Origin of the sequence: Proteus sp. fly-1067 (assembly GCF_040139345.1) — a bacterium.
GTDB classification, from domain to species: Bacteria; Pseudomonadota; Gammaproteobacteria; order Enterobacterales; family Enterobacteriaceae; genus Proteus; species Proteus vulgaris_B.
In genome coordinates, this window is record NZ_JBEEUL010000023.1 from 1 (window position 1) to 10,581 (window position 10,581).

The window sequence follows — 10,581 nt, forward strand, 5'->3', positions numbered from 1 at the left end:
ATGGGTGGATGATAAGCAGATTAAAAAAATGGATGTTGAATGGATGGACGTTATTAAAGGCGGGAAGCTTGAAATAATCATTCGTCAGCATAGTAAAAGCGTGATGTACGGTCACGAGTAAAACGTGGAGAGAAATAGCATGAATGGATTAATTGTTATTGATGGCTTTCAGGTTCGTAGAGATGTAGCCGGTCGTTATTGTTTAAATGATTTACATCGAGTATCGGGTGGTGAAAAACGGCATCAACCATCGAATTGGAGTTCATTAGCTCAAACTAAAGAGTTAATTGATGAAATTTCGACCGCTCCTGAGATCACAGGAGCGCCCATTGTTACTGTGGCTGGTGGATATAACCAAGGCACCTATGTTTGCAAAGAATTAGTGTATGCCTACGCAATGTGGATCAGTGCTTCTTTTCATTTAAAAGTGATCCGTACCTTCGATGCTTTAATGTCACAACAGCACCAAGAGAAACTCAGTGATAAGGTTCAAGCGGGTGTAATACTGCTTGAGTCAATGTCTAAAAGTTTAAACTTTTCGAATTCATCAAAGTTAGGCGCTTATCAAAAATTACAGGCCATGGCGGGATTACCTGAATTAGCCCCTGTTTATGCGATTGATGCACCAAGTGGATCTATGGATAGCTCCAGTCGTCCAACAGTTGCATTATCAACACTGATTAAAAAACACAATTTACCTATTTCAGCACAGCAAGCCTATAAGCGATTAGCCGAACTAGGCATTGTTGAACGTCTATCACGCCCAAGCACGAAAACTGCTAGCAAAACGAAAGAGTTTTGGTCTGTTACGGCTAGAGGTTGTCAGTTTGGGAAGAATATGACGAGTCCTAATAATCCGCGCGAAACCCAACCGCATTTCTTTGAGAGTAAAACGGATGAATTGATCCGCATGGTGATGTTGAATAAGCAGGTGAGCGCATGAAATTATTATTAACTCCCTACATTCAACCTGAACTGGGCGTTGTATTACTTAAACCGGGTGCTGAATTACTCGAGCAATTTAAAAAGCATCACCGCGTGATTATTAGCGATGTTCCAAAAAGTTTAGATGTGTTGCCCTCAGGCGCATTAACGGGTGATGAACAGCCAATTTTAAACAATAAGCACATCATTCAATTTCTCAATAACAAAAAAGTAATCCACACCATCGATAAAGTATCACCGATGGACTCTTGGGTTATTAGTAATATCAAATACTGTCAGATTGATAACGATGAAGATAATTATCATCACCATGAGTTAGTAACGACATTTAATGAGGCTGGCGTGATCCGCACTTGCTGGTATCACGATAATCATATTCGTCATTCATCAGCAGGGTGGATTGCTGAATTAGCTCATAAAAATCGAATCAATTGGATGTTAGACACTATTCGTTTTCGGTTGAGATTAGATAGTGGCCACCAGCTAACGATACCTGATTTTTTCTCATTTGCAGTAATGCATAGCTTGGTTGATGAATTACCCGAAGCGATATTGCGCCAGATTTTAAATTGGTCAGATAAACAAGAAGAACGCAGAGTTCACGGTGGTTTTCCTGAAGCTGACATTATCCCAAGTAACGTAACCGCATTATCTGCAATGAATGAGCGGTTAGATACCATAAAGCCGGTTATTAAAGTTGCTGTTGATCCGGAGCCACCAGCGTCATTTCTTCTTAAACCTAAAATGCAACGTTGGGAAAATACCCAATGGCTCCAATGGGTGAAGACTCAACCGTGTTGCGTGTGTGGGAAACAGGCTGATGATCCGCATCACATCATTGGTCATGGCATGGGAGGGATGGGTACTAAGGTTCATGACTTATTCACTATTCCATTATGTCGCATTCATCATGACGAGTTACATCGAGACCCAAAACAATGGGAAGTTACTCACGGCAATCAACTCGAATTGTTATTTCATTTTTTAAACCGTTCATTAGGTATCGGTGCATTTATTTAACGTGTGTACGGCACGAGGAGTATAGGCATGAGAGATATACAGGAATTTTTATCACGTTGGGGAGCATGGTCGGCAGATAATACAGAGTCGGTTCAATGGTATTCGGTTGCTGCGGGGTTTAGTGGATTAATACCAAGTAAGGTTAAGGCACGCCCTCAATGTTGTGAAGACGATGCAATAATTATTTCTAGTTGTATGGCGCAACTGAATAAAAAGAATAGTGAGATGCATGACCTATTGCTTGATTACTATTTATTCGGAATGACATTTATGCAACTGGCTAACAAGCACAATTGTTCTGATACTCACATAGGAAAAAAACTGCAAAAAGCAGAAGGGATAATAGAAGGTATGTTAATGATGTTAGATGTCTCCTTAGAAATGGATCGATACATAGAAAAAGTCACATAACGCGCTTTACGATCGTAAAAATGATGATATTGTGATAAGAGTGACATCAAGGTCAGCCAACTTATAAACCCGCTTTTGCGGGGTTTTTATATATAAAATAAAGTTTGCTATCTGAGTTTATCTATGGCTTAATGACATCACTGGTTTGGAAGTACAGGCCTATTTATGTTAGTCAGTTTAAAGTTGTTCACCGTTTAGCGTTATCCTCGATACCACTTCATTGCGAATTCCTTCTAATTAATTCCCATAAGTAAAAATAAAAAACAAACCCTCATATGCCTTATGGCAAATTAAAGAAATTAAAGGAAATTCTATGTCTAATACAATGACTGGTTCAGTAAAATGGTTTAACGATGATAAAGGTTTTGGTTTCATCACTCCTAAAGATGGAAGTAAAGATGTATTTGTACATTACTCTGCAATTCAGAGTGATGACTTCAAATCTCTGATGGAAGGCCAAGAAGTTTCATTTACCATTGAAAATGGTATGAAAGGTCCAGCAGCAGGCAACGTGGTGGCTCTCTAAAGGCGCTATTACTATTCGCCTCTATTTTAAATGTCCTTGTTGTAGCGGTTCACAATATAGAACATCACAATTTGATGTTACAGTGAACAATCCACACGGCGCAAAATGTATTTTTTGTAAGACTGTGATGGCTGCTCAAATGAGTTAAGCGTTAATAGTTGAATATATAAAACCTCGTTTTGGCGGGGTTTTTTTGTTGCTTAAATTTAAAGATGATCCCTTTATATTTTGAAACGTACATATTCATTAGTGTGTGGTAAACTTAGAAGAGTAAACATACCTCATTGCTATCAACAGCAAACCTTGCATTTGCAAGTTTTTATCGAAAATAGATGTGGTATCTAAAGGAATGATTTCCTAAGGAGATGCCTATGAATTGGTCTGCGCTATTACATCTAATCCCCGCTTTTTTACGGAATGTAATTATCATTGCTTTATTGCTCTTAGTTGCATTTATGATAGTTCGTTGGTTCAGGTAAATTCATTCCGCCATTAGCTTAACTGGGAGAGTATTTAGTTTTATTTAAACTAAAAGTCGAGGTTCGATACCTTGATGGCGGCCCAATTAAATATAAAGCTTCTCATCTATTTTTTATTTTAATCTATAGAAAACTTGATATTAGGGGCATAAACTCTTAGGAGTTATTATGACAGGACTAAATCAAACAAAAGTAATTAGTCGAGTTTTACAATGGATTAGTAGTGTTGGCCTGATATTGCTTGCAATTATTTTAATAATTTTTTTAGTTAAAGAAACTATTATTCTTGCTAATTTGTTGTTTACAGTTAGTGATCCAGTTTCAATTTATTTATTAGTTGATGGACTTATCATTTACTTTCTGTATTTTGAGTTTATTGCCTTAATTATTAAATACTTTCAATCAAATTATCACTTTCCATTACAATATTTTATTTACATCGCTATCACAGCTGTAATTAGACTTATTGTTGTTGAACATAAAAATCCGCAATTACTTATCGTATATTCAGGAACAATCCTTATTCTAGTTATTGCATTGTATATTGCTAATGCAGAAAGATTGAAGCCAGAATAAGCTAAAGTATCTCATTTAAAAGGTCGCCATGTGCGGCCTTTTTTATATACATAGATCATAGTATCAATCACATACTGATTACTTCACATAAAAACTGTGTATCTGTATCTCTTTAACTAAACTCGGACACTCCGTAGGGGGTGACTATGCGCATGGAAAAATTGACCAATGCTACCTACGGAACAGCTGGCTTAACTGCCTTTTTTGCAAGTCTCTCACTTTATGAATGGGGATTTGTAATAGGGATGGGATTCAGCATGCTCCTTGGATTAGCAACTTATTTTATGACACAGCGAGAACAACGAAAACGAACAGCGTTATTTGCTGAATTAGTTCACCGTAATTGTTCTAGTGATCCGCAAAGCATAGAAAAGATAGTTGGCGAGATGCTGACTAAAGCTAAAAAGGATATTTAATGAACCTAAAACAGAAAGTGACAGTAGTCACGAGTGCTGGTGCGGTAAGCATCGCGCTAACCGTGATTGGTTATTTTGAGGGAGTGCGTTATGAGCCATACCATGATGTTGCTGGAATTCTGACGGTTTGTTATGGCCACACTGGAAATGACATCATTCAAGGTAAGACATATACACAGCAAGAGTGTGACGAATTACTGCAGAAAGACTTTATTAGAACGCAGCAGCAAGTTGATACCCTGATTAAAGTACCGCTGGATGATAAAACAAAAGCGTCTCTATATTCTTTTGCCTTTAATGTGGGTACCACAGCTTTTGCACGTTCTACGTTGCTAAAGAAATTAAACGCAGGCGATCAGTATGGCGCTTGTGAAGAAATGAAACGATGGGTTTATGCAGGTGGAAAGGTATGGCGAGGGCTAGTCAGTCGTAGAGATGCGGAGTCAGCACTATGTCATGGAAATCTTTAATCATCATTATCAGCTTTATCCTCGCATTACTCATCACAGTCGCTGGTGGCATTTATCTCTCAATTGATAATTCATGTATTAACGATAAAGCAAGCTTAGACAAGCGTTGTCAGATAGCTCTCTCACATCATCGGTACTAATTATGAAACATTGGAAACTTTACATTGTCATTGTAATGGTAGGAATTGTCGCTGGTGGTTATATTGCCAACATCATACAAGATATCATTACTCAAAGAGATAATTTAATAGTAGAGAATAAGCAATTAACAAAAGAAAATAATAGTTACTCAAAGCTGTTAAGTGATCAGATATTTCAATTTAATAGATTTAATCAAATAGCGACTACAACCTACCGCTATGGCATTCAGGTAGATGCAAAATCACAGGAGAAAATCATTGAATATAGAACGATCCTTAAAAAAGAGCCGACTTGTGATTTGCTTGTTCCTCAACATATTACTGATGGGGTGCTCAAGCACACCTATGAGTTACGGTCAATGTATAGAGATACCCAAGACATTGACTCAACCAGTGTTAGTGCCTCTACCGTCCGAACTTTAACATATTGCCAAGTGGTGTTATGGATACCTTCCTTGTTATCGACAATAGAAAAAGCTAATGAGCAATTAAAAGCAATACGGGAAATTGAAGCGAAGAAAGTAAAAAAATAGACCCGCGGGTTTAATGGGGGTCTGAATGTTTTAGATAACATGGATCTTATTATTTTGCCCAAGTGAACAGGTCGCTCTTCACTGGAACATCAACCGTACTCTATTGCTTAAATAATAGCCATTTTATATTTGTAAAGGTTCATAGCCACTAGTTAATAGCTGGTGTTTTTTGTATCTGCAGAAAGGATGGTTGATTTCATCAGGCTGACGGGGAAGCCGTAAGTAATTAAGGTAACGTAGTGATACATGATGATGCAACCGCAGCCAGACCTACTAACACCACAATCAGAAATTATTGGTTATTCTCAGAGCGAATTGCAGAGTTAGAGTCAGTGATATTAGAGTTACAAGATTACATTAGAATGGAGTGTTTGTGATAATCCCCCTCAACAAGAGAAGGGGAATTAAACAAAATTGTAAAAACTATTTTTTATTTAATAGATAACCAATAACAAAACCGACACCTGCAGAAATGGCTACCGAAGTTAGTGGATTCTTTTTAATTCCGAGTTGTGTGTTTTTGACACATTCTTGTGCGGAATCGAGTAATTGCGATGTTACTTGTTTTCCAGCACCACAAATTTCTTTTGCCTCACCTTTTATTATGTGCTCAGGAGAATCGATTACTTCTCCATATTTAATTTGTGCTTTACCTAGGGTTTCTGTGGCTTTACCTTCAGCTTTCTCAAAAAGTCCCATAATGTTACTCCTATAGTTAATTTGTTTTGTGCAAAAAAATATAATTATAAGTGGGTAGATAGTTTTAATATTAAATAATCGCCACTATAAGAAAGGTATATGTAAGGTTGGTAATTTCACCCGAATAGGAGTGAGCAGATCAAAATAGGGAAACTAACTATAAACTGTTAAAAATATAATTATTCATGACTTTTATTGTCACTGAGTAATCGGGTTATTTTTATAATTTAAAAAATAGCTCATCAGAGATGAGCAACTATTACATTAAAAAATTATCAATTTTTATAGTTCAAGTGAAACACAATGAGTTAAATGACAGTACGCTATTGTTTAAATAATAGCCACTTTATATTTGTAAAGTTTCATAGCCATCAGTTAATAGCTGGTGGATTTTTTAATGATAGGTAGTTGTGAATATTCAACAAAGAATAGAAATTCGTGCACTATAAGCACAAGTAGAACGACAAGGACAATAAATTACAGACTTACAAAAACAGCTCGATGATATGGAATCAACGAACTGTGAATCAAACGTTATTAAAAAAGCGCTTTCACAAGCAATGGATAATATCATCAACCAACAACAGGCAACAAATGGAGAACCAAAGCGGTTACTTTCCGTATGAGTCTATTCTTGCAAGTAGTTCAGCTTCAGCTTGTTCATGTATTTCTTTGATAGTTTTATTTTTCACGTCATCAACGTAAAGATGTATGGTGAACTCCTCTGCACCATTATCCTTGTTAATTCCGTAGAGAGATACCCTTACATTAGATGTATTGGGATCTGATATTAATTCAGAAAATACTTTGACACTGTTAAATTCTAGTTTCATGCAAACCTCATACCGAAGTAAATCAGCCATTTCTTTAGTAAGTTTCTCAGGACTGAATACTTCAAATAATCTAATGGATATTTATTTATACCCTGATGTTTGATCAGGGGGCATTGTACCGCTTTTTTTGTTGGAGAGCACTGTGTCAGATAAATTAAAAGTAACGGTAGATACAGCAAATCTAGATAAGTTAGAAGAGCAACTAATCCGCATTAAGCAACTAATGCAAGATGTAGGAATCAAGGTCAGCGTTAAGCCTGAGCAAAGCAATGATTTCTTTATTGCAGGTTCAGGTAATTATTTTATGAAAGATGCTGTTATTGATTTGGGAAAGCTAAAGTGCTGTGCATCAAGTGAGGCTGTATTCAGCGGTGTAATTACTGGCGGTAAGTTAGAACCAGACATCAAGGCTTAAATGGCAGATTTACGCATGCAAGCTAATCGACAAGATGTTGCTATCAATGAGTTAAAAAGAGTAATAGAAACTCGGCATCAAGCATTTTCGCAAGCCATAAGTGATTTAAATAACAGAACGTGGTGTAGTCAGAAGTAAAGGTGAGAAATCCCACCTTTAAAATCAATGAGGATTATTCTCCTCTTTAGGTTATAGGAGATCACATGCCACCTCGTATACCTCGCGCGTGTCGTAAACAGGGATGCGCCAAGACAACAACAGAACGTAACGGTTACTGTGAAGATCATCAGAACTTAGGATGGGAAACCCACCAGCGTGGTAAGTCTCGTCATCAACGTGGTTATGGTACCCAATGGGATAAGTTACGAGCACGCATACTCAAACGTGATAAGTATCTGTGTCAAGAATGCTTAAGGTCAGGACGAGCCACCGAAGCGAAAACAGTTGACCACATCATTGCTAAAGCACATGGGGGTACCGATGCGGAAGAAAACCTTCAGTCGTTATGTATTCCATGTCATAGAACTAAGACAGCAAAAGAAAGAATTTAGTATTAAATATAACATACTGATATATAACGAATATATAAAGTTATAAAAATATTTAATTTCAAAATGAAATTATAAAACACCGGTAGGAGGGGAGGGTCAAATCTCTACCACTCTCGCCTTATAGGACCGCCCCCTTAAGTCAATTTTTACAGACGCGAAATAAGGATTATTTTTTTCGAAACTTTTTAACATTTTTAGGAGGATAAATGGCAGCCGGTATCCGTGCATCTGGTGGTGGCCGGAATAAAAATTTACCGGCTAAAAATTCTAAGAGTAGCATGACAAGGATTGCCCCACCTGCAGAATTGATGGGAGAGTCAGCAATAAAACTCTGGAAGACACAAAGTAAAATTTTGATTGAACGTGGAACATTTGAACTTGAAGATGCTCCTCTTTTAGTTGCGTATTGCAATGCTTTCGAACTCATGCTTACAGCAGAAAAGGTTATTTTAAAACAAGCTAAATTAGATTTGGAAAGTGGTGGTATTACTGAAATGAGTGGCTCTGGTGGATTAAAAAAACACCCTGCTGTCGCCGTTCGTAATGACAGTGTTTCACAAATCGCTCGTTTAGGTTCATTGCTTGGGTTGGATCCACTTAGCCGAATGAGAATGACAGGGCCTAGTGAACAGAATAATGATGAGAACGAATTTAATGAGTTTTAATTATGGCTACTTATCCGAGCGTCAATGCTGCAAACCAATACGCTAGAGATATTGTTAGCGGAAAAATTTCATCATGTATTTATGTTAAACAATCCTGTCAACGTCACTTAGATGATCTCCAAAAAGCGAAAGAAAAAGATTGGCCATATCGTTTTGATAAAGATAAGGCAGAGCGCTTTTGTCGATTTGCTCAACTTATGCCCCACACTAAGGGAGAGTGGGCAAAGCGTAAATTACGGATCACACTAGAACCGTGGCAACTTTTTATTTTCTGCGTAGTTTTTGGGTGGGTAAAAAAGAAATGTGGCAACCGTCGCTTCACTGAAATGTATGTTGAGGTACCGCGTAAAAATGGTAAATCATTGATTGCAGCAGCCGTTGGAAATTACATGTTTTGTGCTGATGGTGAATATGGTGCAGAAGTGTACTGTGGTGCCACAACAGAAAAGCAAGCGTGGAAGGTATTTGAGCCAGCTTTAGCCATGGTTAAGAAATTACCCTCACTGAGGAAACGATTTCAAATCAAACCATGGGCAGAGAAAATGACCCGCCCTGATGGTTCTTTATTTGCTCCTTTAATCGGAGATCCCGGTGATGGTGGCAATCCAACCTGTGCGATTATCGATGAATATCATGAGCACTCAACAGATGCGTTATATACAACAATGACCACAGGGATGGGGGCGCGAGAGCAACCATTAACGCTAATTATCACAACGGCAGGATTTGATATTCAAAGTCCTTGTTACGATAAGCGAGTTCAGGTTACTGAAATTCTTGAAGGTATTCGTACTGGCGGGGCTAATGAGCAGATTTTTGGCATTATTTACACCATAGATAAAGATGACGATTGGAAATTACCAGAAGCCATTATTAAGTCTAACCCAAATTGTGATGTATCAGTAAAGTACGATTATCTTTTAGCAAAACAAGAGCTTGGTATTACAACACCAAGACAAACAAATCAGATAAAAACTAAACATTTCAATATTTGGGTTTCTGCAAAATCAGCGTTCTACAATATGGATCACTGGCGTAAAGCTGAAGATAAAAGCCTAAAGCTCGAAGACTTCTATGGTGAAGATGTCTATTTGGGTATTGACCTAGCAACAAAGCTGGATTTGAACTGTGTAGCCCCTATTTTTATGCGAGAAATTGGCGGTAAAAAACATTATTTTTCTGTATCTCCATTATTTTTTGCGCCAGAAGATACTATTTATTCAACCGATAGCGACAAGTTGAGGACTGCGGAACGGTATCAAAGTTTTGTCAATCAGAAAGCATTAATTCCAAGTGATGGTGCAGAGGTTGACTACCGTTTGATTGAAGAATCAATCTTAAAATTAAGAGAACACTTCAGTATTGTTTCCAGCCCAATTGACCCATTTGGTGCGGTGGCATTATCTCATCGACTACAAGATGAAGGATTAGAGCCTATTTCTATTACTCAAAATTATACAAATATGAGTGATCCCATGAAGGAAATAGAAGCTGCTTTAGCTTCAGGTCGATTTCATCATGATGGTAATCCTATTATGACATGGTGTTTTCAAAACGTGGTTGGTAAATATTTACCAGGTAGTGATGATGTTGTTAGACCAACAAAAGATGGTAATGAAAACAAAATTGATGGCGCAGTCTCAGCTATGATGGCTGTTGGTCGAGCAATGTTGAATAACTCAGAAAAAACACTTTCCAATGTCCTCGTTTCTCGAGGCTTACGCTCTCTCTAAGGAAATTTAATGAAATTTTTAACAATAACAGCCTTATTGGTTGGGATTGCGGGTGCCTTTTTGTTGTCATGGGGCGCTTGGTTAATCTACCTACCGATGGGCTATATTTGCGCGGGTTTATTGTGCCTTTTATGGTCATACCTTGTTTCAAGAGCGCTTGGACAACCTA

General features: G+C 37.6%; 17 protein-coding genes, 1 tRNA gene and 1 pseudogene. 17 read left to right on the top strand and 2 right to left on the bottom strand.

The window, feature by feature from the left end; genetic code table 11:
* Window positions 1-139: 139 nt before the first annotated feature.
* From ABN217_RS18300 to ABN217_RS18355, 12 genes and pseudogenes are all read left to right on the top strand, one after another.
* Window positions 140-943, top strand: coding sequence for a KilA-N domain-containing protein (locus ABN217_RS18300; RefSeq protein WP_191901982.1), 804 nt, complete (start codon window positions 140-142; stop codon window positions 941-943).
* Entirely contained in the window at window positions 940-1,965 is a 1,026-nt protein-coding gene (locus ABN217_RS18305) for a DUF968 domain-containing protein (RefSeq protein WP_191901983.1), read from the top strand. Before ABN217_RS18300 ends, ABN217_RS18305 begins: the two co-directional genes overlap by 4 nt.
* Before the next feature lie 27 nt (window positions 1,966-1,992).
* Window positions 1,993-2,376 (top strand): antiterminator Q family protein, encoded by a 384-nt coding sequence (locus tag ABN217_RS18310; protein ID WP_191901984.1) that lies wholly within the window; start codon window positions 1,993-1,995, stop codon window positions 2,374-2,376.
* 313 nt (window positions 2,377-2,689) lie between these two features.
* Complete coding sequence (cspE, locus tag ABN217_RS18315; protein WP_041701226.1) at window positions 2,690-2,902, top strand: transcription antiterminator/RNA stability regulator CspE; 213 nt, start codon at window positions 2,690-2,692, stop codon at window positions 2,900-2,902.
* Window positions 2,903-2,909: 7 nt separating this feature from the next.
* Window positions 2,910-3,050 carry a cold shock small protein YmcF gene (gene ymcF / locus ABN217_RS18320; protein WP_419775829.1) on the top strand — a complete coding sequence of 47 codons (141 nt, stop codon included), beginning with the start codon at window positions 2,910-2,912 and terminating at the stop codon, window positions 3,048-3,050.
* 338 nt (window positions 3,051-3,388) lie between these two features.
* A tRNA-OTHER gene (locus ABN217_RS18325) sits at window positions 3,389-3,466 on the top strand.
* An 83-nt stretch (window positions 3,467-3,549) separates the two neighbouring features.
* Complete coding sequence (gene psiE, locus ABN217_RS18330; RefSeq protein ID WP_063109078.1) at window positions 3,550-3,957, top strand: phosphate-starvation-inducible protein PsiE; 408 nt, start codon at window positions 3,550-3,552, stop codon at window positions 3,955-3,957.
* 146 nt (window positions 3,958-4,103) lie between these two features.
* Window positions 4,104-4,373: a hypothetical protein gene (locus ABN217_RS18335; protein WP_191901985.1), complete on the top strand. Its 270-nt coding sequence runs from the start codon at window positions 4,104-4,106 to the stop codon at window positions 4,371-4,373.
* Window positions 4,373-4,843: a lysozyme gene (locus tag ABN217_RS18340; RefSeq protein ID WP_191901986.1), complete on the top strand. Its 471-nt coding sequence runs from the start codon at window positions 4,373-4,375 to the stop codon at window positions 4,841-4,843. The genes ABN217_RS18335 and ABN217_RS18340 overlap by 1 nt, the downstream gene beginning before the upstream one ends.
* A complete protein-coding gene (locus ABN217_RS18345) occupies window positions 4,825-4,983 on the top strand; it encodes a hypothetical protein (protein ID WP_191901987.1) in 159 nt (52 codons plus the stop codon). The genes ABN217_RS18340 and ABN217_RS18345 overlap by 19 nt, the downstream gene beginning before the upstream one ends.
* A 2-nt stretch (window positions 4,984-4,985) precedes the next feature.
* The gene (locus ABN217_RS18350) at window positions 4,986-5,516 is read left to right on the top strand and encodes a hypothetical protein (protein WP_197269967.1); all 531 of its coding nucleotides are present in this window, start codon (window positions 4,986-4,988) and stop codon (window positions 5,514-5,516) included.
* 248 nt (window positions 5,517-5,764) lie between these two features.
* Window positions 5,765-5,893, top strand: a pseudogene (locus ABN217_RS18355) (lysis protein); the annotation flags it as partial.
* Between the two features lie 46 nt (window positions 5,894-5,939).
* Here ABN217_RS18355 and ABN217_RS18360 read toward each other — a convergent pair.
* Window positions 5,940-6,215, bottom strand: a complete 276-nt coding sequence (locus ABN217_RS18360) for a glycine zipper domain-containing protein (protein WP_109372929.1) — start codon at window positions 6,213-6,215, stop codon at window positions 5,940-5,942.
* Between the two features lie 611 nt (window positions 6,216-6,826).
* The gene (locus ABN217_RS18365; protein ID WP_088495906.1) at window positions 6,827-7,048 is read right to left on the bottom strand and encodes a hypothetical protein; all 222 of its coding nucleotides are present in this window, start codon (window positions 7,046-7,048) and stop codon (window positions 6,827-6,829) included.
* A gap of 142 nt (window positions 7,049-7,190) precedes the next feature.
* Between ABN217_RS18365 and ABN217_RS18370 the strand changes: the two genes are divergently transcribed.
* The 5 genes from ABN217_RS18370 to ABN217_RS18390 all read left to right on the top strand — a co-directional run bounded on the left by ABN217_RS18370 (window position 7,191) and on the right by ABN217_RS18390 (window position 10,412).
* Window positions 7,191-7,463, top strand: a complete 273-nt coding sequence (locus ABN217_RS18370; RefSeq protein WP_109372930.1) for a hypothetical protein — start codon at window positions 7,191-7,193, stop codon at window positions 7,461-7,463.
* The gene (locus ABN217_RS18375) at window positions 7,464-7,601 is read left to right on the top strand and encodes a hypothetical protein (protein WP_198626551.1); all 138 of its coding nucleotides are present in this window, start codon (window positions 7,464-7,466) and stop codon (window positions 7,599-7,601) included.
* A 65-nt stretch (window positions 7,602-7,666) separates the two neighbouring features.
* Entirely contained in the window at window positions 7,667-8,014 is a 348-nt protein-coding gene (locus tag ABN217_RS18380) for an HNH endonuclease (RefSeq protein ID WP_109372931.1), read from the top strand.
* A 206-nt stretch (window positions 8,015-8,220) separates the two neighbouring features.
* Entirely contained in the window at window positions 8,221-8,679 is a 459-nt protein-coding gene (locus ABN217_RS18385) for a phage terminase small subunit P27 family (RefSeq protein ID WP_196749635.1), read from the top strand.
* Between the two features lie 2 nt (window positions 8,680-8,681).
* Window positions 8,682-10,412, top strand: coding sequence for a terminase large subunit (locus ABN217_RS18390; protein WP_349459744.1), 1,731 nt, complete (start codon window positions 8,682-8,684; stop codon window positions 10,410-10,412).
* Window positions 10,413-10,581 lie beyond the last annotated feature (169 nt).

Excerpts from the sequence above, each read along its gene's own strand:
- ABN217_RS18300 (WP_191901982.1), top strand. The coding sequence starts at position 140 with ATGAATGGATTAATTGTTATTGATGGCTTTCAGGTTCGTAGAGATGTA.
- ABN217_RS18305 (WP_191901983.1), top strand. The coding sequence starts at position 940 with ATGAAATTATTATTAACTCCCTACATTCAACCTGAACTGGGCGTTGTA.
- ABN217_RS18310 (WP_191901984.1), top strand. The coding sequence starts at position 1,993 with ATGAGAGATATACAGGAATTTTTATCACGTTGGGGAGCATGGTCGGCA.
- cspE (WP_041701226.1), top strand. The coding sequence starts at position 2,690 with ATGTCTAATACAATGACTGGTTCAGTAAAATGGTTTAACGATGATAAA.
- psiE (WP_063109078.1), top strand. The coding sequence starts at position 3,550 with ATGACAGGACTAAATCAAACAAAAGTAATTAGTCGAGTTTTACAATGG.
- ABN217_RS18335 (WP_191901985.1), top strand. The coding sequence starts at position 4,104 with ATGCGCATGGAAAAATTGACCAATGCTACCTACGGAACAGCTGGCTTA.
- ABN217_RS18340 (WP_191901986.1), top strand. The coding sequence starts at position 4,373 with ATGAACCTAAAACAGAAAGTGACAGTAGTCACGAGTGCTGGTGCGGTA.
- ABN217_RS18345 (WP_191901987.1), top strand. The coding sequence starts at position 4,825 with ATGTCATGGAAATCTTTAATCATCATTATCAGCTTTATCCTCGCATTA.
- ABN217_RS18350 (WP_197269967.1), top strand. The coding sequence starts at position 4,986 with ATGAAACATTGGAAACTTTACATTGTCATTGTAATGGTAGGAATTGTC.
- ABN217_RS18360 (WP_109372929.1), bottom strand. The coding sequence starts at position 6,215 with ATGGGACTTTTTGAGAAAGCTGAAGGTAAAGCCACAGAAACCCTAGGT.
- ABN217_RS18365 (WP_088495906.1), bottom strand. The coding sequence starts at position 7,048 with ATGAAACTAGAATTTAACAGTGTCAAAGTATTTTCTGAATTAATATCA.
- ABN217_RS18375 (WP_198626551.1), top strand. The coding sequence starts at position 7,464 with ATGGCAGATTTACGCATGCAAGCTAATCGACAAGATGTTGCTATCAAT.
- ABN217_RS18380 (WP_109372931.1), top strand. The coding sequence starts at position 7,667 with ATGCCACCTCGTATACCTCGCGCGTGTCGTAAACAGGGATGCGCCAAG.
- ABN217_RS18385 (WP_196749635.1), top strand. The coding sequence starts at position 8,221 with ATGGCAGCCGGTATCCGTGCATCTGGTGGTGGCCGGAATAAAAATTTA.
- ABN217_RS18390 (WP_349459744.1), top strand. The coding sequence starts at position 8,682 with ATGGCTACTTATCCGAGCGTCAATGCTGCAAACCAATACGCTAGAGAT.